At 64.4% G+C, this 23,930-nt stretch carries 18 protein-coding genes, 4 tRNA genes and 3 rRNA genes; 7 read left to right on the forward strand and 18 right to left on the reverse strand.

Annotation, left to right across the window (positions count from 1 at the left end):
- Window positions 1-154 precede the first annotated feature (154 nt).
- The 6 genes from RBB34_RS12080 to RBB34_RS12105 all read right to left on the reverse strand — a co-directional run bounded on the left by RBB34_RS12080 (window position 155) and on the right by RBB34_RS12105 (window position 5,657).
- Window positions 155-231, reverse strand: a tRNA-Met gene (locus tag RBB34_RS12080).
- A gap of 126 nt (window positions 232-357) precedes the next feature.
- Window positions 358-472, reverse strand: a 5S ribosomal RNA gene (gene rrf, locus RBB34_RS12085).
- Between the two features lie 118 nt (window positions 473-590).
- Window positions 591-3,434, reverse strand: a 23S ribosomal RNA gene (locus RBB34_RS12090).
- Between the two features lie 319 nt (window positions 3,435-3,753).
- Window positions 3,754-3,829: transfer RNA gene (locus RBB34_RS12095), tRNA-Ala, on the reverse strand.
- An 86-nt stretch (window positions 3,830-3,915) separates the two neighbouring features.
- Window positions 3,916-3,992, reverse strand: a tRNA-Ile gene (locus RBB34_RS12100).
- 178 nt (window positions 3,993-4,170) lie between these two features.
- Window positions 4,171-5,657 (reverse strand): 16S ribosomal RNA (locus RBB34_RS12105).
- The 16S, 23S and 5S rRNA genes sit together here with 3 tRNA genes alongside, the layout of an rRNA operon.
- Before the next feature lie 562 nt (window positions 5,658-6,219).
- On the opposite strand from RBB34_RS12105, the gene RBB34_RS12110 reads away from it, so the two are divergent.
- Window positions 6,220-8,193: a M23 family metallopeptidase gene (locus RBB34_RS12110; RefSeq protein ID WP_306119484.1), complete on the forward strand. Its 1,974-nt coding sequence runs from the start codon at window positions 6,220-6,222 to the stop codon at window positions 8,191-8,193.
- A 99-nt stretch (window positions 8,194-8,292) separates the two neighbouring features.
- Here RBB34_RS12110 and RBB34_RS12115 read toward each other — a convergent pair whose 3' ends face one another.
- The 7 genes from RBB34_RS12115 to RBB34_RS12145 form a co-directional block, all read right to left on the reverse strand.
- The gene (locus RBB34_RS12115; RefSeq protein WP_306119485.1) at window positions 8,293-9,816 is read right to left on the reverse strand and encodes an MFS transporter; all 1,524 of its coding nucleotides are present in this window, start codon (window positions 9,814-9,816) and stop codon (window positions 8,293-8,295) included.
- An 86-nt stretch (window positions 9,817-9,902) separates the two neighbouring features.
- Window positions 9,903-10,832 carry an electron transfer flavoprotein subunit alpha/FixB family protein gene (locus RBB34_RS12120; RefSeq protein WP_306119486.1) on the reverse strand — a complete coding sequence of 310 codons (930 nt, stop codon included), beginning with the start codon at window positions 10,830-10,832 and terminating at the stop codon, window positions 9,903-9,905.
- Window positions 10,833-10,847: 15 nt separating this feature from the next.
- Entirely contained in the window at window positions 10,848-11,597 is a 750-nt protein-coding gene (locus RBB34_RS12125) for an electron transfer flavoprotein subunit beta/FixA family protein (protein WP_306119487.1), read from the reverse strand.
- Between the two features lie 181 nt (window positions 11,598-11,778).
- Window positions 11,779-12,543 (reverse strand): rhomboid family intramembrane serine protease, encoded by a 765-nt coding sequence (locus RBB34_RS12130; RefSeq protein WP_306119488.1) that lies wholly within the window; start codon window positions 12,541-12,543, stop codon window positions 11,779-11,781.
- Between the two features lie 42 nt (window positions 12,544-12,585).
- Window positions 12,586-13,164, reverse strand: coding sequence for a cob(I)yrinic acid a,c-diamide adenosyltransferase (locus RBB34_RS12135; RefSeq protein WP_306119489.1), 579 nt, complete (start codon window positions 13,162-13,164; stop codon window positions 12,586-12,588).
- Window positions 13,165-13,178: 14 nt separating this feature from the next.
- The gene (locus RBB34_RS12140) at window positions 13,179-13,376 is read right to left on the reverse strand and encodes a twin transmembrane helix small protein (RefSeq protein WP_306119490.1); all 198 of its coding nucleotides are present in this window, start codon (window positions 13,374-13,376) and stop codon (window positions 13,179-13,181) included.
- Between the two features lie 50 nt (window positions 13,377-13,426).
- Complete coding sequence (locus tag RBB34_RS12145) at window positions 13,427-14,260, reverse strand: SDR family NAD(P)-dependent oxidoreductase (protein ID WP_306119491.1); 834 nt, start codon at window positions 14,258-14,260, stop codon at window positions 13,427-13,429.
- 77 nt (window positions 14,261-14,337) lie between these two features.
- Here RBB34_RS12145 and RBB34_RS12150 point away from each other — a divergent pair, with 77 nt between their 5' ends.
- Window positions 14,338-15,210 carry a YihY/virulence factor BrkB family protein gene (locus tag RBB34_RS12150; protein WP_306119492.1) on the forward strand — a complete coding sequence of 291 codons (873 nt, stop codon included), beginning with the start codon at window positions 14,338-14,340 and terminating at the stop codon, window positions 15,208-15,210.
- A 126-nt stretch (window positions 15,211-15,336) separates the two neighbouring features.
- On the forward strand, window positions 15,337-15,630 hold the full coding sequence (locus RBB34_RS12155; protein WP_306119493.1) for a hypothetical protein: 294 nt from the start codon (window positions 15,337-15,339) through the stop codon (window positions 15,628-15,630).
- 15 nt (window positions 15,631-15,645) lie between these two features.
- On the opposite strand, the gene gluQRS is transcribed toward RBB34_RS12155, so the two are convergent.
- The gene (gluQRS, locus tag RBB34_RS12160; protein WP_306119494.1) at window positions 15,646-16,542 is read right to left on the reverse strand and encodes a tRNA glutamyl-Q(34) synthetase GluQRS; all 897 of its coding nucleotides are present in this window, start codon (window positions 16,540-16,542) and stop codon (window positions 15,646-15,648) included.
- Window positions 16,543-16,607: 65 nt separating this feature from the next.
- Between gluQRS and RBB34_RS12165 the strand changes: the two genes are divergently transcribed.
- Both RBB34_RS12165 and RBB34_RS12170 read left to right on the forward strand, forming a co-directional pair.
- Window positions 16,608-17,258, forward strand: coding sequence for a DNA-3-methyladenine glycosylase 2 family protein (locus tag RBB34_RS12165; RefSeq protein ID WP_306119495.1), 651 nt, complete (start codon window positions 16,608-16,610; stop codon window positions 17,256-17,258).
- 134 nt (window positions 17,259-17,392) lie between these two features.
- A complete protein-coding gene (locus RBB34_RS12170) occupies window positions 17,393-17,950 on the forward strand; it encodes an HNH endonuclease (RefSeq protein WP_306119496.1) in 558 nt (185 codons plus the stop codon).
- A 9-nt stretch (window positions 17,951-17,959) separates the two neighbouring features.
- Here RBB34_RS12170 and RBB34_RS12175 read toward each other — a convergent pair whose 3' ends face one another.
- Window positions 17,960-18,475, reverse strand: coding sequence for a disulfide bond formation protein B (locus RBB34_RS12175; RefSeq protein ID WP_306119497.1), 516 nt, complete (start codon window positions 18,473-18,475; stop codon window positions 17,960-17,962).
- A 39-nt stretch (window positions 18,476-18,514) separates the two neighbouring features.
- Window positions 18,515-19,156 carry an exopolysaccharide biosynthesis protein gene (locus tag RBB34_RS12180; protein WP_306119498.1) on the reverse strand — a complete coding sequence of 214 codons (642 nt, stop codon included), beginning with the start codon at window positions 19,154-19,156 and terminating at the stop codon, window positions 18,515-18,517.
- A 189-nt stretch (window positions 19,157-19,345) separates the two neighbouring features.
- Here RBB34_RS12180 and RBB34_RS12185 point away from each other — a divergent pair.
- Together RBB34_RS12185 and RBB34_RS12190 are read left to right on the forward strand one after the other, a co-directional pair.
- A tRNA-Leu gene (locus tag RBB34_RS12185) sits at window positions 19,346-19,430 on the forward strand.
- A gap of 54 nt (window positions 19,431-19,484) precedes the next feature.
- Window positions 19,485-21,098, forward strand: a complete 1,614-nt coding sequence (locus RBB34_RS12190; protein ID WP_306119499.1) for an AMP-binding protein — start codon at window positions 19,485-19,487, stop codon at window positions 21,096-21,098.
- 9 nt (window positions 21,099-21,107) lie between these two features.
- Here RBB34_RS12190 and RBB34_RS12195 read toward each other — a convergent pair whose 3' ends face one another.
- Both RBB34_RS12195 and RBB34_RS12200 read right to left on the reverse strand, forming a co-directional pair.
- Window positions 21,108-22,382, reverse strand: a complete 1,275-nt coding sequence (locus tag RBB34_RS12195; protein WP_306119500.1) for a GNAT family N-acetyltransferase — start codon at window positions 22,380-22,382, stop codon at window positions 21,108-21,110.
- 4 nt (window positions 22,383-22,386) lie between these two features.
- On the reverse strand, window positions 22,387-23,793 hold the full coding sequence (locus RBB34_RS12200; RefSeq protein ID WP_306119501.1) for a lipopolysaccharide biosynthesis protein: 1,407 nt from the start codon (window positions 23,791-23,793) through the stop codon (window positions 22,387-22,389).
- Between the last annotated feature and the right edge of the window lie 137 nt (window positions 23,794-23,930).

The following is a 23,930-nucleotide window of genomic DNA, read 5'->3' on the forward strand; positions in this document are numbered from 1 at the left end:
GAAATTGATTGCGAAATCAGCTTCGAAATCTGCACAAAGACCACGATCGCTCAAAGAAGGCTTGGCCGGACGCTTACAGTGCTTCCACGGGTGCCTCAAACGCAAACGCCGCCCCGGAGGGCGGCGCGTAAGCGCTTGATGACGCGTGAAGATTTGGTTGCGGGGGTAGGATTTGAACCTACGACCTTCAGGTTATGAGCCTGACGAGCTACCGGGCTGCTCCACCCCGCGCCATGACCAAGGAAGCGGTATTTACCGGCGGTGAGGCCGGCGCGGGCTACCATGGTCGTATCGAGGTGCTGTGCCAATGCGCGCGAATGCACGCATCCGATCGAGAAGCTGTCATGCGTTCGGCAGACCTGGCAGCGACCTACTCTCCCGCGTCTTGAGACGAAGTACCATCGGCGCTGGGGCGTTTCACGGCCGTGTTCGGAATGGGAACGGGTGCAGCCGCCCCGCAATAACCACCAGGTCGGCAAAACGCATGACAACCGAGAAGCTGGAAAAATGTCGATCCGCACGCGCCATCAAGCGCGTAACGGACCGTGCCCGTTCGGCCATGGCGGCGCCATGGACATGAGCAATGAGAACGAATCAAGCCGATCGAGCTATTAGTACTGGTAAGCTTCATGCGTTGCCGCACTTCCACACCCAGCCTATCAACGTGGTCGTCTTCCACGGCTCTCAGGGACTACTCGTTTCTAGGCCGGTTTCCCGCTTAGATGCCTTCAGCGGTTATCCATCCCACACATAGCTACCCTGCAATGCCCTTGGCAGGACAACAGGTCCACCAGCGGTGTGTCCATCCCGGTCCTCTCGTACTAGGGACAGATCCTATCAATAGTCCTACACCCACGGCAGATAGGGACCGAACTGTCTCACGACGTTCTGAACCCAACTCACGTACCGCTTTAAATGGCGAACAGCCATACCCTTGGGACCTGCTCCAGCCCCAGGATGCGATGAGTCGACATCGAGGTGCCAAACAACCCCGTCGATATGGACTCTTGGGGGTCATCAGCCTGTTATCCCCGGCGTACCTTTTATCCGTTGAGCGATGGCCCTTCCACGCGGGACCACCGGATCACTATGACCGACTTTCGTCTCTGCTCGACTTGTCAGTCTCGCAGTCAGGCAGGCTTATGCCATTGCACTCAACGAGCGATTTCCGACCGCTCTGAGCCCACCATCGCGCGCCTCCGTTACTCTTTAGGAGGCGACCGCCCCAGTCAAACTACCCACCACACACTGTCCCGGACCCGGATGACGGGCCGCGGTTAGATATCCATGGCAACAAGGGTGGTATTTCAAGGATGGCTCCGCCCGAGCTGGCGCCCGGGTTTCAAAGCCTACCACCTATCCTACACATGTCGTCACGAATACCAGTGTGAAGCTATAGTAAAGGTGCACGGGGTCTTTCCGTCTAACCGCAGGAACCCCGCATCTTCACGGGGAATTCAATTTCACTGAGTCTATGTTGGAGACAGCGGGGAAGTCGTTACGCCATTCGTGCAGGTCGGAACTTACCCGACAAGGAATTTCGCTACCTTAGGACCGTTATAGTTACGGCCGCCGTTTACCGGGGCTTCAATTCAAGGCTTGCACCTCTCCTCTTAACCTTCCGGCACCGGGCAGGCGTCAGACCCTATACGTCGTCTTGCGACTTCGCAGAGCCCTGTGTTTTTGATAAACAGTCGCTACCCCCTGGTCTGTGCCACCCTCCCGCGGTTGCCCGCAAAAGGGTCACGCTTCTTCCGAAGTTACGCGTGCATTTTGCCGAGTTCCTTCAACATAGTTCTCTCAAGCGCCTTGGTATACTCTACCTGTCCACCTGTGTCGGTTTCGGGTACGGTCTTCACGGAGGAGCTATTTCCCGGAACACCATCACCGCCGCCCCAATCCGATAAGGGACAACGATTTACGGCATTCGTCACTACCTCCAGGTTGAGGAATATTAACCTCATTCCCATCGACTACGCTTTTCAGCCTCGCCTTAGGGGCCGACTAACCCTGCTCAGATTAACTTTAAGCAGGAACCCTTGGACTTTCGGCGAGGGGGTCTCTCACCCCCTTTGTCGTTACTCATGTCAACATTCGCACTTCCGGTATCTCCAGCAGTCCTCGCGGATCTGCCTTCACTGACTTGCGGAACGCTCTGCTACCGCTCTTGCGAGCCCGCGATTTCGGTGCATGGCTTTAGCCCCGTTACATTTTCGGCGCAGGAACCCTTATTTAGACCAGTGAGCTGTTACGCTTTCTTTAAATGATGGCTGCTTCTAAGCCAACATCCTGGTTGTTTTGGGGTTCCCACTTCCTTTCCCACTTAGCCATGACTTGGGGACCTTAATCGGCGGTCAGGGTTGTTTCCCTCTTCACGACGGACGTTAGCACCCGCCGTGTGTCTGCCAGCTATTACTTCCCGGTATTCGGAGTTTGGTTAGGATCAGTAAGACGGTGAGTCCCCATTACCCATCCAGTGCTCTACCCCCGGGAGTATTCGGCTGACGCTCTACCTAAATAGATTTCGCAGAGAACCAGCTATTTCCGAGTTTGATTGGCCTTTCACCCCTAGCCACACCTCATCCCAACCTATTGCAACAGGTACGGGTTCGGCCCTTCAGTTGGTGTTACCCAACCTTCAGCCTGGACATGGCTAGATCACTCGGGTTCGGGTCTAATGCGACGAACTGAACGCCCTGTTCAGACTCGCTTTCGCTACGCCTACACCTATCGGCTTAAGCTTGCTCGCCACATTAAGTCGTTGACCCATTATACAAAAGGTACGCCGTCACGCTTGCGCGCTCCGACTGTTTGTAGGCATTCGGTTTCAGGTACTCTTTCACTCCCCTTGTCGGGGTGCTTTTCACCTTTCCCTCACGGTACTGGTTCACTATCGGTCATGCACGAGTACTTAGGCTTGGAGGGTGGTCCCCCCACGTTCAGACAGGATTTCACGTGTCCCGTCCTACTCAAGGACGATTGATTGACTTACGCGTACGGGGCTGTCACCCACTATGGCCATCCTTTCCAGAATGTTCCGCTTTTCTTTCAATCGCCACTGGCCTGGTCCGCGTTCGCTCGCCACTACTAACGGAGTCTCGGTTGATGTCCTTTCCTACGGGTACTTAGATGTTTCAGTTCCCCGCGTTCCCTTCTTGACCCTATGGATTCAGGTCAAGATACCTTGTTTCGATACTTGGAAACCGGAGGAGTCGGTCGTTGGTCGCCGTTCGCCGGTCCGGATCATGCGACCCAACGCCTTCGAACAGCGAACGACTCATCCGATTTTCCAAGTATCTAAGGTGGGTTTCCCCATTCGGAAATCCACGGATCAAAGCGTATTCGCAGCTCCCCGTGGCTTTTCGCAGCGTATCACGTCCTTCATCGGCTGTGCATGCCAAGGCATCCACCAAATGCCCTTAAGACACTTGATCGTTCTCATTGCCAATGCCCACGCACGCGCGGACCTTGGCAGAAAAGACCAGCTTCTCGAGACCTGTCCGATGGCGCGGTTAGGCAACCAATCATGATGCCTGCCAGTTGGAGCATGGCAGGCGACCCCCGCCGGCAATCCGGGCCCGGCGCCGTTGCAATTGCAATCGACGAACCTGGCGCGGTGGCGGGGTCGGACAAATCTTCTCTTTACGATGTAGGCACAACAGGCGGCACGCGAACGCGCCGCAAACTCATTCCTCTTCAAGCAGATGACCATGATGCCCAACGACGCGCCGGGCATCGGGCCGGCGCGGAAATTGGTGGAGCGTATCGGGATCGAACCGATGACCCCCTGCTTGCAAAGCAGGTGCTCTCCCAGCTGAGCTAACGCCCCGTCGGCGCGAACGCCTGAAACACGAAAAGGCGGGCCCGGCGGGCTCGCATACCAAACGGCGACGCTATTTGCGTCGGCACAGGATTTGGTGGGCCGAGGAGGACTCGAACCTCCGACCTCACGATTATCAGTCGTGCGCTCTAACCACCTGAGCTACCAGCCCGGAATGTTCCACACCTTCGCCGGCGGTCGGCGCAAAGTGCACGGCATTTGTCATCTGCGAAGAAAGAGAAACGAAGACGGCGGTACGCGCGCTTTGTCTTGGTGACCGGACCCGAAGGCTCCGATCGTGTTTCCAGAAAGCTCCGATAAGGCGTGAGCCGATAAGGGAGCAGCCTTAGAAAGGAGGTGATCCAGCCGCAGGTTCCCCTACGGCTACCTTGTTACGACTTCACCCCAGTCGCTGACCCTACCGTGGCCCGCTGCCTCCTTGCGGTTAGCGCACGGTCTTCGGGTAGAGCCAACTCCCATGGTGTGACGGGCGGTGTGTACAAGGCCCGGGAACGTATTCACCGTGGCATGCTGATCCACGATTACTAGCGATTCCAACTTCATGCACTCGAGTTGCAGAGTGCAATCCGAACTGAGATGGTTTTTGGAGATTAGCTCGGCCTTGCGACCTCGCTGCCCACTGTCACCACCATTGTAGCACGTGTGTAGCCCAGCCCGTAAGGGCCATGAGGACTTGACGTCATCCCCACCTTCCTCTCGGCTTATCACCGGCAGTCCCCTTAGAGTGCCCAACTGAATGCTGGCAACTAAGGGCGAGGGTTGCGCTCGTTGCGGGACTTAACCCAACATCTCACGACACGAGCTGACGACAGCCATGCAGCACCTGTCACCGGTCCAGCCTAACTGAAGGTTACCATCTCTGGAAACCGCGACCGGGATGTCAAGGGCTGGTAAGGTTCTGCGCGTTGCTTCGAATTAAACCACATGCTCCACCGCTTGTGCGGGCCCCCGTCAATTCCTTTGAGTTTTAATCTTGCGACCGTACTCCCCAGGCGGGAAGCTTAATGCGTTAACTGCGCCACCGAACAGTAAACTGTCCGACGGCTAGCTTCCATCGTTTACGGTGTGGACTACCAGGGTATCTAATCCTGTTTGCTCCCCACACTTTCGCACCTCAGCGTCAGGTTCGAGCCAGTGAGCCGCCTTCGCCACTGGTGTTCCTCCGAATATCTACGAATTTCACCTCTACACTCGGAATTCCACTCACCTCTCTCGACCTCGAGACTGGCAGTATTGGAGGCAGTTCCGGGGTTGAGCCCCGGGATTTCACCCCCAACTGACCAATCCGCCTACGCGCGCTTTACGCCCAGTAATTCCGAACAACGCTAGCCCCCTTCGTATTACCGCGGCTGCTGGCACGAAGTTAGCCGGGGCTTCTTCTGTGGGTACCGTCATTATCTTCCCCACTGAAAGTGCTTTACAACCCTAGGGCCTTCATCACACACGCGGCATGGCTGGATCAGGCTTGCGCCCATTGTCCAATATTCCCGACTGCTGCCTCCCGTAGGAGTTTGGGCCGTGTCTCAGTCCCAATGTGGCTGATCATCCTCTCAGACCAGCTATGGATCGTCGCCTTGGTAGGCCATTACCCCACCAACAAGCTAATCCAACGCGGGCTCATCCAACTCCGATAAATCTTTCTCCCGAAGGACGTATACGGTATTAGCTGAAGTTTCCCTCAGTTATTCCGTAGAGCTGGGTAAATTCCCACGCGTTACTCACCCGTCTGCCACTCACCCCGAAGGGTGCGTTCGACTTGCATGTCTTAAGCCTGCCGCCAGCGTTCGTTCTGAGCCAGGATCAAACTCTCAAGTTGAATGAGAATTTGCCCGGCGTCGCTGACACGCTCGAATTGACGAGAACATATTTGTACACCGCTGCTTTCGCAGCGATTATGTCTCTGTCAGAAACGTGCTCGACACCGGTTGTCTCGTAACGTCGCAGCACCTTGGTGCCCGACGTTCCGCGCGAAACCGCCGTCCACGTTTCTCTTTCTTCTGTCTTCAATTGTCAAAGATCAGACAAGCCATAAGGCCTGTCCCGGCTCTCCACATGGAAGCTTTGAACCGTAGTCGAGGGTCGCGAAAGCGGCTCTCTGTGATAATCCCGAGAGCAAGGCTGTTCGCCGCCAGCGGCGAGACCGCCCTCGTTGGTGAGCGGTATATAGGCTCCGGCCCGTCGAACTGTCAATCATCCAAGGCGCATTTTTTTGCATTTTTTTGACAGCGCCGAACACGGCTTCCAGCCTGTGGAAATCGTCGCCTTGACGCCGCAATGACGCCTGCTTTCGGACCCGATCGCGCCGGGGCCTTGCGATTGACACATTCGCCCGCACAAGGCATTGACGGACGGGGATTAATAACGGTGTCATTGCCCGCATGAAGTCAGCCAAGCGAGGACCCAACGGGCTTGTCGGTGACGAACCGGCCATAGCGAGCGTCGGCGAACGCACGCCGGACCGTCGCGAGATTTCCCTGCGCTGGCTCGGCGGCACGTTCCTGACCGGGCTGACCTCCACCTCGCTGATGGGCTTTGCCCTTTTTGCGGCACTCGACGGCAAGCAGCTTCTGGCGACGCCGCCCGAGGTCATCTCCCGCGAGGCCGAGGACAACGGCCCCTCTGGCGACGCCGCCAAGGCGGGTCGCATCGTCACGGCCAGCATTCCGCCGACAACCGCCGACGACAATGGCCGGCGCCGCATGAGCGTTTCGACGGTCACGCGCACCGGCGATGCCGACGTCGTGCGCACCCGCCCGTTCGAGCATCTGACGATCGCGCTGGCGGCGCCCCATCAGGTGGATGCCGACTATCCGTCTTTCAACCCGCTGACGATCTTTGCCGACACCGATGCGGCCGAAACCGAGACCGCCGCTGCGAGCTCGGTTTCCGGCCTCATTTACGGGGCCAGCGTGGAGACCGGCGCGGCCATCCGCATGAGCGAACTGGTCTATGAGAGCGGCGGCGCCGACCAGGGCCGGTTCGAGATCAGCGAGTGGGAGGCCGAACAGGCGGTACGCGCCCAGGCCGAAGTGCTCACGGCCGGAACGGTGGAGATCGCTTCGCTGCAATATGTCGACCCGCGTCGTTTCGGCCTCGACGACGCCCTGCGCGCCGATATCGCGGAAATCGGCAACGGCGCGCGCATTCTGACCCAGAACATTTCGGTCGCCGAGCCCGACCGCGAGCACGCCGAGCCGCATTATGGCGAGGACCTCATCGAGATCCACGACAACGCCAATATCGCCGCGGTGATGGAAGATGCGGGGCACGACGGCGGCGCGCGCATGGCCAGGGCGCTCGAAACGCTGTTGAACACCCAGACGCTGAAGGCGGGACACGCCATCCGGCTGGGTTTGCAGAAGCCGGCGCAAAGCGAGACCGGCGCAATCGTGCGCGCCACGGTCTATTCGGGCGACAATCACGTGCTGACCATCGCGCTCAACGACCAGCAGCAATTCGTGCCGGCGCCCGAGCCGGTCGATCCGGGCATCATGGTCATGCGCGGGAAACAGGACACCGTGCCGGCGATCGTTCCGGCCCGCGAACGGCCTTCGGTCTATGATGCGATCTGGCGCGGCGTGCTCGCCTACGACATGCCGGACGCGGTCGCCGCGAAGATCGTGCGCATGGTCGCCTCCGATGTGGACTTCCGCTCTCCGGTGGGCGCCGAGGATTCGCTCGAGCTGTTCTATTCGGTTCCCGAGGAGGGCGCCGACGAGCCGCGCGAGGTGCTGTTCGTGCGCGCGACGTTCGGCGGACAGTCGCGCAAGTTCTACAAGTTCGTCGATCCGGACGGCAATTACGACTATTACGACGAGGACGGCCGCAGCGCCCGGCAGTTCCTGCTGCGCAACCCGGTTCCCAATGGCCGGCTGACCTCCGGCTACGGCATGCGACGCCACCCGATTCTGGGCTATTCGCGCATGCATTGGGGCGTCGACTGGGCCGGCCCGCGCGGCACGCCAATCATCGCGCCGGGCAACGGCACCGTCGTACGCGCCGGCTGGAACAGCGGCTACGGCAAGCAGACCGTGATCCGCCATGCCAACGGCTACGAGACGTCCTATTCGCACCAGAGCAATTTCGCCAAGGGCGTCAAGGCCGGCGCCAGGGTGCGCCAGGGCCAGGTGATCGGCTATATCGGATCGACGGGCCTGTCGACGGGCCCGCACCTGCACTACGAGATGCGGGTCAACGGCAAGCGGGTGAACCCGCTGCGCGTGCGCCTGCCCGAGGGACGCAGCCTTACGGGCGAACAGCTCGAAGCCTTCAAGCGCGAGCGCGACCGTATCAACACGCTTCTGGCCATCGACACCGAGGAAACCACCGAAGTCGCCCGCGCCGAGGGCTGATCGGGACGTTTGGACACGCCCGGCGCCGCCGGGTTGGTTCGGGATCGGTTCGCATCGCGCGCGGTTCCCCCGATCACTGAAGGTTCCCGACCCCGATGCTCAGCCCTTGCCCTCGCTCGCCGTGCCGGTTCGCGGCAGGGTCGTCCAGCCGATGATCGCCGACAGCACGGAAAGCGCCGCGGTCACGCCCGCCATGACGGCAAAGGTCGTCGTCGTTGCGGCCGAATGGGCCTGCTGCACGGCGGGATCGACATCGTCGAGCGATTCGCCGAAGCTCAATCCGCCCGCCGTGGCTACATCGATGATGGCCGGATAGAGTGTCGCCGCCAAAAGGCCCATCGCGGCCACCGCGACCAGGCCAGCCATGCGCGACATGGCGTTGTTGATGCCCGAGGCCGTGCCGGTCTCCTCGTCATCCACCGCGTTCATGACGGCCGTCGACAGCGGCGAGACGAGCAGCGCCATGCCGAAGGCGGCCAGCGTCATCAGCGGCAACACGCCGAACCAGAAGCTTTGCAGATGGACCGTCGCCGCCAGCAGGCCATAGGCGAGCGCGACGACCAGCGAGCCGATGGCGACCGGCATCGCCGGCCCGTGCCTGTCGGCCCAGTCGCCGGTCCTGCTGGACAAAAGGCCGATCATCACCGTCAGCGGCACGAACATCAGCGAGGCATACGCTTCCGGCACGCCCCAGCCGCCGATCACCGTCATGGGCAGATAGAACAGCATCGAGGACAGGCCGAAATACAGCCCGAAGGTCAGCAGATTGGCGCCCGAAAACGCGCGATCGGCGAACAGTCCCAGCGGGACCATGGGATGGTCGAAACGTCGCTCCCACCAGATGAAGACGGCAAGCAGGCCAAGGCTGAGCGCCAGCGCCGGCAGCAGCAGAGACATCTCCGGCGTGCTGCCTTCGCCGCCCGAACCGGTCAGCCCCCAGGCGAGGATCAGCAGCGCCAGCGTGATCAGCGCGCCGCCGACAATGTCGAGTCGGCGCCGGCCTTCGGCGCTGTCGGGCGGCACGAGGAACCACAGCATGGCCAGCGCGAGGGCGCCCAGCGGCAGATTGATGGCAAACAGCAGCCGCCACGCACTGTCGCCGAGCCCGCTCAGCACGAGCCCGCCCAGCACCGGTCCGGCCGCCGTGGTCAGCGCCGAGGCGGCCGCCCAGGTGCCGATCGCCTTGCCGCGCTCGGCCGCCGGATAGGCCTTGGCGATGATGGCGAGGCTGCCCGGCACCATGAGTGCGGCGCCGATGCCCTGGATGGCGCGCGCGCCGATCAGCACTTCGGCGTTCGGCGCGATCGTGCAGATCAGCGATGCGGAAACGAAAACGCCGATGCCGATCATGAACACCCGGCGCAAGCCGTAGCGGTCGCCCGCCGCACCGCCGATCAGGATCAGCGAGGACAGGAACAGCATGTAGGCGTTGTTGATCCAGAGCGCCTCGGCCAGCGTTGCCGGCAGGGTCGACCGGATCGCCGGCGTCGCAATCGAGATGACCGAGCCGTCGATGAAGCCCATGGACGATGCGAGGATCGCCGCGATCAGAACGAATCGGCGCCGGCGGCGCGGACAGAACGTCCGGCTGGCTTGAGATGATTCGATTGCCGCTTCGGCCATGGCGCGCCCCGGTTCCCCGGGACGCTATGCGAGCGCGCCGTGCGACACAAACACAATCTGGCGAAGGCGTGGGCCGGCCGCCTCCGTTACAGTTTTTGTTCCAGCTCCGGCAGGACCTCGAACAGATCGCCGACCAGCCCGTAATCGGCGACCTGGAAGATCGGCGCGTCCTCGTCCTTGTTGATGGCCACGATGACACGCGAATCCTTCATGCCGGCCAGATGCTGAATGGCACCGGAAATGCCGCAGGCGATGTAAAGATCGGGCGCGACAACCTTGCCGGTCTGGCCGACCTGCCAGTCATTGGGCGCATAGCCCGCATCGACCGCGGCGCGCGAGGCGCCAACGGCGGCGCCGAGCTTGTCGGCGACGGGCAGGATCACCTCTTCGAACTTCTCGCTCGAGCCCAGCGCGCGGCCTCCGGAGATGATGACCTTCGCCGAGGTCAACTCGGGCCGGTCGCCGCCCGAAAGCTCGGTCGACACATAGCTCGACAGCCCCGGATCGGCGGGCACGTCCACGGTGCCGATCTCGGCCGAACCGCCCTCGCCCGCCGCGCTGAACGAGGCCGTGCGCACGGTGATGACCTTCTTGGCGTCGGTCGACTGCACCGTCTGGATGGCGTTGCCCGCATAGATCGGCCGCTTGAAGGTGTCGGCCGAGACGACCTCGGTGATGTCGGAGACCTGCATCACATCGAGCAGGGCGGCGACGCGCGGCATGATGTTCTTGCCATTGGTCGTCGCCGGGGCGAGCAGATAGTCGTAATCCCCAGCCAGGCTGACGATCAGCGCCGCCATCGGCTCGGCGAGCTGGTATTCGAGCGCTGCGTCCTCGGCGAGCAGCACCCTGGCCACGCCATCGAGCCTTGCAGCCTGTTCGGCGGCGCCGCGAGCGTCCTTGCCCGCGACCAGCACGTGGATGTCGCCACCGATGGCGATGGCCGCGCTCAGCGCCTTGGCGGTCTGATCGGACAGGTTCGCATTGTCGTGTTCGGCGACCAGCAATGTCGTCATGGTTCTCTCCCGCCCTTACAGCACGCCTGCTTCGTTCTTCAGCTTGTCGACCAGCTCAGCGACATCGGCCACCCTGACACCGGCCTTGCGACCCTCGGGTTCCTCGGTCTTGAGCACGGTCAGACGCGGCGCGACATCGACGCCGAGATCTTCCGGCGACCTCTCGTCGATGGGCTTCTTCTTGGCCTTCATGATGTTGGGCAGAGAAGCATAGCGCGGCTCGTTCAGTCGCAGGTCCGTCGTCACGATGGCGGGCATGGCGATCTCGACGGTCTGCAGGCCGCCATCGACCTCGCGCGTCACCTTCGCCTTGTCGCCTTCGACCTCGATCTTCGAGGCGAAGGTGCCCTGGCTCCAGCCCAGCAGCGCGGCCAGCATCTGGCCGGTCTGGTTGGCATCGTCGTCGATCGCCTGCTTGCCGAGGATCACCAGACCCGGCTCCTCGGCCTCGACCACGCCCTTGAGAATCTTGGCGACGGCGAGCGGCTCGACGATCTCGTCATGCCGGATCAGGATGCCGCGATCGGCGCCCATGGCGAGCGCGGTCCGGATCGTCTCCTGGCTCTGCTGCGGGCCGATCGACACCACGACGATCTCGGTGACCTGGCCGGCCTCCTTCATTCGGATCGCCTCTTCGACGGAAATCTCGTCGAACGGGTTCATGCTCATCTTCACATTGGCGAGCTCGACGCCCGTCCCGTCCGGCTTGACCCGGATCTTCACATTGTAGTCGACAACCCGTTTGACGGGCACGAGCACTTTCATCGCGTCACTCCAAAAACTGTCCGGCGAGCGGTGCGATCCGGCCGCCCCTTGGCATGGTCTTCCTGCGCCGCCCTGTGCATGCACAGTTTTCGGCCAGGCGCAAGGCCGTTGCGGACGATGCACATGCCGGCCTGCTAGATGACGTTCACGTCAACGTCAATGGCGCGGGTGTCGGGCCGGATCACCCGCGGCCCCAGGGGCCGTGGCGCGGCGGGCCGGGCGGTGCGCGCGTGTCGACCTCGACGGCGCGCGGGGTCTGCACCTGCCGGTCCAGAAGCGGCACGCCGCGCCGGCGCAGGACGACGATCAGCGCCAGGCCCGCCAGCAGCCCGCCGATATGCGCCGCCCAGGACACCTGATCCTCGGGCATGGCGGCGATCATGTAGAACTGCAGGACGATCCAGAAGCCCAACGGTATCCAGGCCGGCAGCGGCAGGGGAATGCGGCCGAGCGCCAGGATCCACACGCGCACCCGCGGATGCAGCAGCAGATAGGCGCCGATGACCCCCGAAACCGCGCCCGAAGCGCCGATCAGCGGCGCCTGCGAGGCCGGATCGATGAGCCCGTGAGCGAGCGCTCCGGCGACCGCGCACAGCGCGTAGAACAGCGCGAAACGCACATGGCCCATGGCGTCTTCGACATTGTCGCCGAAGACCCAGAGGAACAGCATGTTGGAGCCCAAATGCCAGAAGTCGCCATGCAGGAACGAATAGCTGATCAGCGACAGCTCCTCCGGAATCCAGACGAGCTCGGGCGGCAGTTCGGCGAAATCGTTGACGACGGCCGGCGTGTAGCCCAGCGAGACCACCGTGGCGATGAGCGCGTTCTCGGGCAGGCCCAGATTGACGAGCAGATACACCGTCACATTGGCGACGATGATGGCCAGGGTGACGTATTGCAGATCGATATGCTTGAGCCGGTTGGCATCGTGCAGCGGGACGAACATGCTGGGTCCTTTTCAGCCGTGCCCGAAGGGCATCGGTCCGCGTTACCGGTTCTTGCCCGGCACCCACAGAACGTCTCGCGCCCCGTTGTCGTTGACCACCCGCGCGGCGACGAACAGGAAGTCCGAAACCCGGTTCATGTATTTCAACGCCGCTGGGTTGACGTGCTCGCCGGGCTTTTCGGCCAGCTCCACCATCATGCGCTCGGCCCGCCGCGCCACCGTGCGCGCCAGGTGCAGCGCGGCCGAGGCGGCCGACCCGCCCGGCAGGACGAACGACCGAAGCGGTTTCAATCCGGCATTGAGCGCGTCGATATCGGCTTCGATCCGCGACACCTGCGCGTCGCTGACCCGCAAGGGTTCATAGTCGAGCGCCTCCTCCGTCTCGGGCGTCGCGAGATCGGCCCCCAGATCGAACAGATCGTTCTGGATGCGCGACAGCATGCGGTCGAGGTCGGGATCGGCGCCGGTCTGCAGCCGCGCCAGGCCGATGCAGGCATTGGCCTCGTCCACCGTGCCGTAGGCGGCAATCCGCAAATCGTATTTAAGGCGCCGCTCGCCGGTGCCCAGCGCCGTCGTGCCGTCGTCGCCGGTCTTGGTGTAGATCTTGTTCAAAACGACCATTGGCCGGACTCTCCTCAGCTGCCCTGCCGCGCAAGATAGACGACCAGCACGATGACGACCACCGCGATGAACTGCAAAAGCACCCGCAATTGCATCATCTTGTTGGAAAAGTTGGCATCGCCCTGCCGCATCATGTTGCGCAGTCCGGCCAGAAGGACGACCGCGACCGCGACCATGACCGCAATGGCCACATAAAAGAGTGCACCCGACATGAAAACTCCGGTTCGGACTGGTTCGTGTTCCGCGCGCCCTGCCCTACCAACTAGGCGGCGCGCGCCAACAGTCGATACAGCGTGTCCCATGGCAACAGGCGCTTGCCAAGGGCCGCCGCACGGGTCTGCGACGTGATCAGATAATGCGCCCGCGGCGCAGCGTCGTTCAGGGCACGCGCCAGCGCCCGATAGACCGCATCGAGCCGCCGGCCGCCATCCTCGCCCGTGCCGCCGGCACGCAGTTCGGCCAGCCGCCGGCGATAATCCGCCGCGTGCACCGAGCCTTCGACGTCGATATATTTGTCCACATAGGCGATCGCGTTGACGGCGATGCGCGAGGGCACGGGCCCGGTGTCGAGCTGGCTGACCGCGATGCCGCTGCCCGCCAGTTCCTGCCGCATGGTCAGCATCAGCCCCTCGAGCGCCCATTTCGATGCGGTGTAAACCCCGCGCAGGGGAACCGGCACCAGCGCCAGCACTGAGGAATTGTTGACGATGCGGCCATGACCCTGTCGCCGCATGACCTGCACGCAATGGCGTGCCAATTGATGCCAGCCGATCACATTGGCCTCCAACTGCTCGCGCAGCGCCTGGGCGGGCACGTCCTCGACCGCGCCGGGCTGGCTGTAGCCGCCATTGTTGAACAGCGCGTCGAGCCGGCCGTCGCAGGCCTCGATCGCCTGTTCGAAGAACGAATCGATGGAATCGGGCTCGCGGTAGTCGAGGTAATGCGCGTCGAACCCGCCCTCGACGAGCCGCTCGAGATCGGCCCGCTTGCGCGCCGAGGCGAACACGTGCCAGCCATCGGCGCGCAGCCGACGCGCGCAATGCGCCCCGATCCCGGAGGAACAGCCGGTCACGATGATCGACCGCTTGCTTGTCATGGCGCATCCTGAAGCGATAATCCGACGCGCACCGTGTTTCACATTCATCCCGGACGCGCAAACCGGCACGATTGGACATGCTCAGACAGTTCCTGATCACGAGGCGGATCCTGCGCGATGCCATTGGCCACTTCAACGAGACCGATGGCTGGGCACTGGCCAGCCACGTCGCGCTGTCGACATTGCTGGCGATCTTCCCCTTCCTGATCTTCGCGACGACCCTGGCCACCTTCCTGGGCGCGGACCGGTTCGCGGAGGTCGCCGTGCATCTTGTCTTCGACACCTGGCCCGAGCGCATCGCCGAACCGATCGCCCGCGAGGTCGAAAGCGTGCTGACCGTTCCACGCGGCGGCCTGCTCACCGTTTCGGTGATCACGGCGGCGGTGTTCGCCTCCAACGGCATCGAGGCGCTGCGCGTCGCGCTCAACCGCGCCTACCGCGTCCAGGAGACCCGATCGTTCATCTTCAATCGGCTGCAAAGCGTGTTCTTCGTGCTGATCGCGACCATCGGATTCATGGCGATCAGCCTGCTTCTGGTTCTGGCCCCGCTCGCCTATCGCATTGCCGAGCAATGGGTCCCGGCGATCGAGACCGTCTCGTTCACGTTCGGCTTCTGGCGCTATGTGATCGCCGTCGCTGTGCTGGTGGTCGGCCTGTTCGTGGTCCACAAATGGCTGCCCGACGGCCGGCGCAGCCTGGGCTCGCTGGTGCCGGGCATTGTCGTGACGATCGCCGCCTGGGTGCTCGGCGCCAGCATGTTCGCGGTCTATCTGGAAAGCTTTGCGACCTACGTGACCACCTATGCCGGCCTCGCCTCCATCATGATCGCGCTCGTCTTCCTGTACATCGTCTCGGCGATCTTCATCCTGGGAGCGGAGATCAATGCCGCGATCATCCGCTATCGCGACGCCCGCGCCCATGTCGTGCCGCATGGCAGCGAAGCCGCATGAGCGACACGCGATATGGTTGATCGCCGGTTAACGGGCCGCGCGCAATGCCGGCTTTGGAGTTGACGACCGGTTAATGCATCTGTGCGAGACTGGCACGGCATAGGACTATGCAATCGGGAAAATGCCATGTTCGCATACATGGATACCAACACGTTGATCGTCGTCGGGCTGGCCATTGCGGTGTCCGCCTTCTTTGCCGGCGCAGCCATGCACGGCGTGATGGAAGATGACGGCTTCGGCCCGGTCGGCAACATGATCATCATGATCGCCGGCGCCATTGTCGGACTGTATCTGGGCCCGATGTTCGAATGGCCGATCGACCGCAATTCCGCCGACGCGGTTGCAGCGGTCAGCGGCGGTTTCATCGCCCTGGCCGTTCTCGCCATCATCAAGAGCTACCTTGTCAAGCTGGGATTGTAGCGGCCGCATCTGAGCCTATCGCGGTGCGGGCAGGCCGACCATGGCGCGGATGTCCGCCGGCGTGAGCCCGGCGGCGCGCAGTGCTCCCAGCGCCGTGTCGCCGCGGCTCTTGGAGAGCTTGCGCCCGACGCGGTCGTCGACAATCAGATCGTGATGGGTGTAGACCGGACGCGGCAGGCCGAGCAGGTCCTGCAACAGCACATGGGCGGCGGTCGCATGAAACAGATCGCGCCCGCGCACGACATGGGTCACGCCCTGAAGCGCATCGTCGACGACCACCGACAGGTGATAGCTCGTCGGGATATCGCGCCGCGCCAAGAGAAAATCGCCCCAATGTTCGGGCCGTGCCACCTGCCAGCCGGTCTCTCCCTCGGGGCCCTGCCCCTCCTCCCGCCAGCCCGGCACGGTGCCGCAATGGTCGAGCGCCGCCCGGACATCCAGCCGCCAGGCCGCCGAACGGTCGGCCTCCGTTGCGTCCTCGTGCGCCCGGCCGGGGAACAGCGGCGCACCGTCCGGATCGCGCGGCCAGATCGTTCCTTGCATTTCCTGCGCCTCGGCGAAGCGGCGAATATCGCCCCGGCTCATCGTCGAGCGGTAGGCGAGCCCTGCCTCGGCAAGCGCTTCGAGCGCGCGCGCATAGTCGGCGAAATGCTCCGACTGCCGTCGCACGGGCTCCTCCCATTCAAGCCCCAGCCAGGCAAGATCGTCCAGCATCAGCGCCTCGAGTTCTGGCGTGCAGCGTGCGGTGTCGATGTCCTCGATCCGCAACAGGAAGCGCCCGCCATTGGCGCGCGCCAGATCGAAATTGACGAGCGCCGAATAGGCATGGCCCACATGCAGCCGCCCGTTCGGGCTGGGCGCGAAGCGGTAGATGGGACGGTCGGCTATGGTGGCGGGGGTCGCGTCGGTCATCGGGACGTGTTTTCGTTGCCGTCAATATGTGCTTGATTGCGCGCTGCCGCAAACCGCGATCCGCCATGCCCGCCGCTTGCACAACCATCGAGTCTCACGCCGACATCGAGGCCGGACTTGCCGATCTCGCCCGTCGCGACCCGCGCCTTGCCGCAGTGCGGGCGCGCGCTGGCGCGGTGCCGCTGCGCCGCACGCAGCCCGGATTTGCCGGCCTTGCCGACATCATCATCGCCCAGCAGGTCTCCAAGCAGAGCGCCGAGGCGATCAGCGGCCGGCTTGCCCGTCTCGTCGATCCGCTGACGCCGGACAACTATCTCGCAGCCGGCGAAACCGCCTGGCGCGAGGCGGGCCTGTCGCGACCCAAGCAACGCACGCTGACCGGGATCTGCGCGGCGATCCGTGACGACGGCCTCGATCTGACCGGACTGTGCGCGCTGCCCGCCGACGCGGCCATCGCGGCGCTGACCGCCATCAAGGGGGTCGGGCCGTGGACCGCCGAGGTCTATCTGCTGTTCGCCGCCGGCCATCGCGATGTCTTCCCCGCCGGCGATCTGGCCCTTCAGGCCGCAAGTGCCACCGCCTTCGGCCTTTCCGCGCGGCCCGACGAGAAAGCCCTGCGCGCCATGGCCGAATCATGGTCGCCCTGGCGCGGCGTCGCCGCACGGCTTTTGTGGGCCTACTATGCGCAGTGCACCGGCCGCGCCGTCATGCCGTAGCGGCGCCCGCCGCACAAACATTTGATTTGCGGCGTCTTTCGGCTACATTCAAGGAAGTGCGACCGGCTTCACAAGCCTGTCACACGGCGCTTAGTATAAGGCGCCCACGAAGCTGAACTGAAAAGGGGTCAGTTTTGACGATCGCGGTTTCGCCTGAGGCGTTGCCTTCATTGGTGCTTAACGCGGACTATCGTCCCTTGAGCTACTACCCGCTTTCGATCTGGTCCTGGCAGGATGCCATCAAGGCGGTGTTTCTGGACCGCGTCAACATCGTCGCCGAATACGAGCACGAAGTCAGCTCGCCCTCGGCCTCGATGCGCCTGCCCAGCGTCGTCTCGCTCAAGCAATACGTCAAGCCGGCCCTTTATCCCGCGTTCACCCGTTTCAACGTCTTCCTGCGCGACCGTTTCGAGTGCCAGTATTGCGGCGCCGAGGAAGACCTGACCTTCGATCATCTGGTGCCGCGCCGTTTCGGCGGCCAGACCACCTGGCAGAACATCGTCACGGCCTGCTCGTCCTGCAACCTGCGCAAGGGCGGCCGCATGCCCGACAAGACCGACATGCAGCCCCGCCAGATGCCGTTCCAGCCCACCGTCCACCAGCTGCACAACAATGGCCGCAGCTTTCCGCCCAACTATCTGCACGAAAGCTGGATGGACTATCTTTACTGGGACGTCGAACTGGAGCCGTAATCGTCGGCCCTATCGCGCCGGGCGCGTGGCGAGGACAAACGCCATGCCCGCCAGCGCTGCGCTGGCCAGCACGTTCCAGCCGGCAAAGGAAAGGCCCAGAAACCGGCCCGCCGCCTCGTCGCAGGCCGGTGGGGTGACCGCGTCGAGATCGGCCAGCAGGCTGCCCGCATCGAGCGCGATGCCGCTTTGCGCAGCGGCGCCGCAATCGGCCGGGCCCGGCCAGAACGCCCACTCGACGCCGGCGTGATAGACCCCCAGCGCCAGCCCGTAGACCATCACGAGCCCGGCGACGACCAGCGCCGCGCGCGCGATGATGGCCGGCCACCCGACAAGGGCGGCAAGAGCGCCGAACAGCGCGATCGGCACGCCCCAGTAATAGGGGTCGCGCTGGTCAAGGCACAGCGCGCACGGAATGAAGCCGCCGATCACCTCGAAGCCGATGGCCGTGCCGACCACCGCCGCCATCGCGGCGGCGAGCGCCAGGCCGCCCAGGGCCAGACTTTGACCGGCATTGCGTGTCGACATGGGACCTGTCTTGGCGAGGATTGTGGCGCAGGCGTGGTATCAGCCCACGATCAGGTCGACAAGCAGGTAGATCAGTGCCGGCCCGCCGACCGCCAGCAGCAGCACCCAACTCAGCGCGACGATCAGCCCGCCGATCAGCGCCAGCCCGTCGCGCTCGATCAGTCCGACCGCCGCAAGCGCGACGCCGACGCCCGGCACGGTGTTGGTCAGCGGCAGCGGCACCAGGATGGAAAGGCATGGCACCACGAGCAGCGCGCCGACGACCCGGGTGCCGCGATCGCCGCTCAGCGGCAGCAGGCGCGGATGCACGAAGCGCTCGATCCAGCCGCCATAGCGTCTGGTGCGCGCCACCACGTCGAGAAGCCCGGAAACGGGCAGGGTGCGTTTGCGCAGCGCCTCGGGCAGCCAGGGCGAGCGCCGTCCGGCCGCCATCTGCCAGGCGAGCACCACCATGGGCAGCGCCACCAGTTGCGGCAGCAGGTAGACGAAGGGCAGGCTGCACGGCAGCGCCAGCATCAGCAGCAGCAGGCCGAAGGCGCGCTCCCGCATGGCGTCGCTCAACGCGCCCAGCGTGATGGTTTCGGCCCCGGCATCGTGACCCTCGAGCACCTGCTCGATCTTGGCAAGCGCGCCGCGGGGTTGATGGCCCCCCTGTCCGATCGTCTCGTCCATCACTGCCATGTCCCGATGCCTTGCGCTCCGTGCCGTTCGCCAGACAATGAACGGCAAGGGCAAAGAAATCGCTAAACGAAACGATGACGGCCGTCACGCACCGTGATCGGTCAGGCGGAGCGGCATGCGGCAGACCGGCACGGGCGCCTTGACGCTCGGCTGCGGCGGACCTAAACCAACGCCATATAGTCGCTGGCAGCCCCTTTGGCGGAATTGGTAGACGCGCCGGACTCAAAATCCGGTTCCTTCGGGAGTTCCGGTTCGACCCCGGAAGGGGGCACCACGGCATTCCTGATCGCGCCGGGGCGCAACCGCGCCAGGCGCCCGATTTTCCAAGATGCTCCCAGACAGTCCACACTCCCATAACGACCTGCGGGCACGATTTGCCTGGCAGATCCCCGCCCGGTTCAACATCGGCATCGCCTGCGCCGATGCGCACGCCGCCCATAGCCCGCGCAAGCCCGCCATAATCGACGTCAACGCCAGCGAGCCACAGGTTCTGACCTTCGGCGATCTGGCCAGCCGCTCCTCGGCGCTGGCCGCCGCCCTCGACGCCCACGGCCTGAGGCGCGGCGACCGCATCGCGATCATGCTGCCGCAATGCTTCGATGCGGTCATCGCCCATCTGGCGGTCTACAAGCTCGGCGCCATCGCCGTGCCTCTGGCCACCCAGTTCGGACCCGACGCCATCGCCCACCGGCTTTCGGTCTCCGGCGCCAGGGCCCTGATCGGCTATCCGACCGCGCTCGCCCGCGCCCAGCCCTTTGTCGGCGCGTGCGAGACCCCGCCGCTGAGCATCGTTTCGGGCGGCGCCGCGCCGGGCGCGGTCAGGCTGGATGCGCTGATCGAAAAGGGCCGCGACGAATTTGCCGCCGCGCCGACCGCGCCGGACGATCCGGCCATGATGCTGTTCACCTCCGGTACCACGGGCCAGCCCAAGGGCGCCCTGCACGGCCATCGCGTGCTGCTCGGCCATCTGCCCGGGATCGCGCTGTCGCAGGACCTGATGCCGCGGCCCGGCGACCGGCTGTGGACGCCGTCGGACTGGGCCTGGGCCGGCGGCCTTTTGAACGCGCTTCTGCCGGCGCTCCATCACGGCGTGCCGGTCATTGCCGCGCGCGCCCCGCGTTTCAGCCCCGAATGGGCGGTCGACGTGATGGCCCGCTCGGGGGCGACCAACGCCTTCATGCCGGCCACCGCGCTGCGCCTGATGCAGTCGATGAATGCACGCACGCTGCGCGACCGGCTGACGCTGCGCGTCATCGGCACCGCCGGCGAGGCGCTCGGTCGCCAAACGCTGGCGGCGGCGACCGAGGCGTTCGGCGTCCCGGTCAACGAGTTCTACGGCCAGACCGAATGCAACGCCGTGCTGGCCAATTGCGCCGCGCTCGGCATCGGCCGGGCCGGTTCGATGGGCCTGCCCGTACCCGGCCACGAGGTCGCGATCCTGCGCCAGGACAGCAGCCCGGCCGATGCGGACGAGCCCGGCGAGATCGCGGTTCGCGCCCCCGATCCGGTGATGTTCCTGAACTACTGGAACGAGGAGGCGGCCACCCGCGCGCGCTTTTCGGGCGACTGGCTGATGACCGGCGACCAGGCGCGGCGCGATGCGGACGGCTATGTCCATTTCATCGGGCGCGGCGACGATCTGATCACCTCGGCCGGCTACCGCATCGGGCCGGGCGAGATCGAGGACTGCCTGATGGCGCATGAGGATATCGAACTCGCCGCGGTGATCGGCGAGCCCGATCCGGTGCGCACCCAGATCGTCAGCGCCTACGTCAAGCTGCGCGCCGGCGCGCCGCCGGAGGCGCAGACGCGCAAGTCGATCGCCGATTTCGTCAAGCGCCGGCTGTCGGCGCATGAATATCCGCGCCGCATCACCTTCGTCGACCATGTCCCGCTGACCGAATCGGGCAAGGTCATCCGCCGGCATTTCCGGCGCGATTGAAGGGCGCCTTCAGCGCCGCCCCAGCAGCGTGCCCAGCCGGTCGCGCACCTGCTTGGCGGTCTTGCGCGTCGAGCTGTAAAGGTCGATCTGCGCCGCTGCCTGCCGCACCTCGCGATCGCGGCCCTCCTGCAGGCCGATGACGACCGTCACCAGATCGCGCCGGCCCTGCCAAAGCCGGCTCATGACCGGGTGGTCCTCGCGCGCGCAGCTGTCGGCCTGTTCGATGTTCGGGTCGTCGAGCAGCGCCTCGGTGGTCCGCATGACCAGCAGCGTGCCCGGCGAATAGGCCGACAGACCCTCCGCGAAGGCGGTCTTCCACGTCCAGGCGCGACCGGCATCGACGAACACGATCAGCGCGGCGATGACCTGGTCGTCGAGCTTGAGCTGGTGCACGCGGCATTTGTCGCGCTGTGCCAGCGCATTGACCGCCTCGCGCGCGAATGCGGCCCGGTAGCGGTCCGATGCCAGCGAGGTGCGCTGCCGCCCCTTCCAGCCGGCATGTTCGAGCAGCAGGAACTCCTCCATGGCGAGCCGCACCGCCTCGGGCGCCCGCGCCACCTCGTGGACGAGCGTGCCCTGCTTTTCGAGCCGTCGCCAAAGCCGGCCGAAATTGCGCCGGTGGTGGCCACCAAGAACGGTGCCGAAATACGCCTCGGCCTCCTGCGTTGCGTCGAGCACGGGCCGTCCGACGGGTTTTGTGGTCGCGATCGGCAGATTGTTGGCGAGCGCCACGGAGCGGAACAGCGAGACGACGCGGCTGTCGACGAACACATCGGGCAGAGCCAGCACCTTGGGCAGCGGCAGCGAGGGCAGGGCAAGCGTCTGCAGCAAGTCGTCGATGATCTGCGCGCTCTCGCGGCGCTCGACCAGGGGCACGCCATAGGGGCCGAATGGGTTGGCCCAGGCGCGGATCAGGTCCGGCCCGACGCGAAAGCCGGGCTTTTCCACCGAATAGGGCATGACGAACCGCGTATTGGCCTGGCTCGGTTCGCGGTCTTGCAGCACCATCAGGTAGACATTGCGGTCGTCAAGGCGCGGCATGGCCGGCACGCAAAAGCGCGGCGCAAAGAACACGTTCGGCTCGAGCGCATAATCGCTGAGCGGATCGACGTCGTCGAACACCTCGAACCCGGCCGTGGCCGGATAGACGACGAATTTGCGGTTGCCGCGCGTCAGCCGGCTCTCGGGTGCCGGCGGCGCGGCGGTCGGCGCCGGGCCGGTGCCCGACAGGATCAGCGGGATGCCGTCGACGACATCCTCTTCGATAACCGGTATGGCGGACATGCGGCTAGCCCTCTTCTGGCCGGGTGCGCGCGAACACGAACATGGCGACCCCAATACGCCACCGCACCAATTGAAAAAGCGCAAACGCCTCGACGATCGTCGCCAGAAATGTCGCCATCGCCGCGCCGTAAAGACCGTGGACCGGGATCAGCACCGCGTTGAGCGCCACATTGAGCATCAAGATGGCGCCGAACAGCGCCGCGCAGATGCCGTGATGGCCGGACATGGTCAGAAGGCTCTCGGCCGGGCCGACCGCCGCGCGGATGACGACACCGGCCGACAGGATGAACAGCAGCGGATAACCGGCGCCGAATTCACCGCCGAACATGGCCAGCAGCACCGGCCCGACGGCAAGCACGACGCCGGCCATGGCCAGCGACGGCCAGAACGTCCAGCTCACCGTGCGCCGGGCAAGCGCGCGCAGCCGCGTCTTGTCGGCATCCTCGATGCGCGCGGCGAAGCGGTGGGCGACACCGGCCTTGACCGCGAAATAGACGAAGTGGACGAGCGCCAGCGTCTTCACCGTCGCGAAATAGACGGCAACGTCGTCGGGCCGCATCAGCGCCCCGACCATCAGCACGTCGGCATTGATCAGAAGGAAGAAGAAGCCCTCGACCAGGAAGATCGGCAGCGCGACCGACAGCCACAGCGGGAACGCGGTGCGGCGCGCCCCGTCCGGATAACGCCGGCCGAGCGAGGACGAGACGACGACGAATTGCCCGACCGTCGTCGCATAGGTGGCCAGCACGGCGCAGACCAGGCCCGTTACCGCGTCGATGGCCACGCCCATCGCATGGGCCGCCGCCAGGAAGGCCAGGATCAGCAGCGGCCGGACGATATAGGTCGGCCCAAGCGCCCTCACCGGCCAGCCATTGGCGCGCGCCGTGCCGTCGAGGGCGTCGCCGAGCGAGATCATCGGCAATGCCAGCGCGCCGATGACGAAAGGCAGAACGTAGTGAGCGTCGAAATGCGCGCGGCCGAGCCAGGCGATCGCGATGGTCAGCGCGGCGATGGCGGTGGCCGTCGTCAGGACGAACGCGCGCCCCGACACGATCAGCCCGCGCAGATGGTCGAGGTCGGCCCTTGCGCGGTATTGCGGCAGGAAGCGGATGACGGCGGTCTGAAAGCCAAGGCACGACAGATTGCCGATGATGATCATCGCCACCCAGACGAAGACGAAGACGCCGTAGTCGAACACGCCCATCAGCCGGGCGAGCGCGACCTGGGTCAAAAAGGCGATCGCCGCGCTGACGATGCGGATCGCAAAGACGGTCAGGCTGGCCCGTTGCGCCTGGCTGGCATCGTCCTCGCCGCCAAGCACCGCGTCCATGGCGCGCGCCAGCGGCTCCAGCCGCGCGGTCAGCGCAGACGGCAATACCTGTTCGATCGTTCGGGCAGCGGAGAAACGCAAGAAACAACAACCCGCGCATTGTCATGCAACGGGTTCCGGTCTAGCGCGCCGCGCTTAAGATTTTATTGGCCGGCGGCGCGCGCACGCAAGTGTGATCGGCCGGCGCGGGGATCCCCGCGGGTAAACGGCTTGCGACC

Source organism: Roseitalea sp. MMSF_3546 (assembly GCF_030732865.1).
Taxonomy (GTDB): domain Bacteria; phylum Pseudomonadota; class Alphaproteobacteria; order Rhizobiales; family Rhizobiaceae; genus Roseitalea.

What these genes read in the sequence shown, in the direction of transcription:
- RBB34_RS12135 (WP_306119489.1), bottom strand. Translation starts at nt 13,164, where the DNA reads ATGGTCGTTTTGAACAAGATCTACACCAAGACCGGCGACGACGGCACG.
- RBB34_RS12140 (WP_306119490.1), bottom strand. Translation starts at nt 13,376, where the DNA reads ATGTCGGGTGCACTCTTTTATGTGGCCATTGCGGTCATGGTCGCGGTC.
- RBB34_RS12130 (WP_306119488.1), bottom strand. Translation starts at nt 12,543, where the DNA reads ATGTTCGTCCCGCTGCACGATGCCAACCGGCTCAAGCATATCGATCTG.
- gluQRS (WP_306119494.1), bottom strand. Translation starts at nt 16,542, where the DNA reads ATGACCGACGCGACCCCCGCCACCATAGCCGACCGTCCCATCTACCGC.
- RBB34_RS12125 (WP_306119487.1), bottom strand. Translation starts at nt 11,597, where the DNA reads ATGAAAGTGCTCGTGCCCGTCAAACGGGTTGTCGACTACAATGTGAAG.
- RBB34_RS12190 (WP_306119499.1), top strand. Translation starts at nt 19,485, where the DNA reads ATGCTCCCAGACAGTCCACACTCCCATAACGACCTGCGGGCACGATTT.
- RBB34_RS12150 (WP_306119492.1), top strand. Translation starts at nt 14,338, where the DNA reads ATGCTCAGACAGTTCCTGATCACGAGGCGGATCCTGCGCGATGCCATT.
- RBB34_RS12115 (WP_306119485.1), bottom strand. Translation starts at nt 9,816, where the DNA reads ATGGCCGAAGCGGCAATCGAATCATCTCAAGCCAGCCGGACGTTCTGT.
- RBB34_RS12175 (WP_306119497.1), bottom strand. Translation starts at nt 18,475, where the DNA reads ATGTCGACACGCAATGCCGGTCAAAGTCTGGCCCTGGGCGGCCTGGCG.
- RBB34_RS12120 (WP_306119486.1), bottom strand. Translation starts at nt 10,832, where the DNA reads ATGACGACATTGCTGGTCGCCGAACACGACAATGCGAACCTGTCCGAT.
- RBB34_RS12155 (WP_306119493.1), top strand. Translation starts at nt 15,337, where the DNA reads ATGTTCGCATACATGGATACCAACACGTTGATCGTCGTCGGGCTGGCC.
- RBB34_RS12195 (WP_306119500.1), bottom strand. Translation starts at nt 22,382, where the DNA reads ATGTCCGCCATACCGGTTATCGAAGAGGATGTCGTCGACGGCATCCCG.
- RBB34_RS12145 (WP_306119491.1), bottom strand. Translation starts at nt 14,260, where the DNA reads ATGACAAGCAAGCGGTCGATCATCGTGACCGGCTGTTCCTCCGGGATC.
- RBB34_RS12110 (WP_306119484.1), top strand. Translation starts at nt 6,220, where the DNA reads ATGAAGTCAGCCAAGCGAGGACCCAACGGGCTTGTCGGTGACGAACCG.
- RBB34_RS12165 (WP_306119495.1), top strand. Translation starts at nt 16,608, where the DNA reads ATGCCCGCCGCTTGCACAACCATCGAGTCTCACGCCGACATCGAGGCC.
- RBB34_RS12180 (WP_306119498.1), bottom strand. Translation starts at nt 19,156, where the DNA reads ATGGCAGTGATGGACGAGACGATCGGACAGGGGGGCCATCAACCCCGC.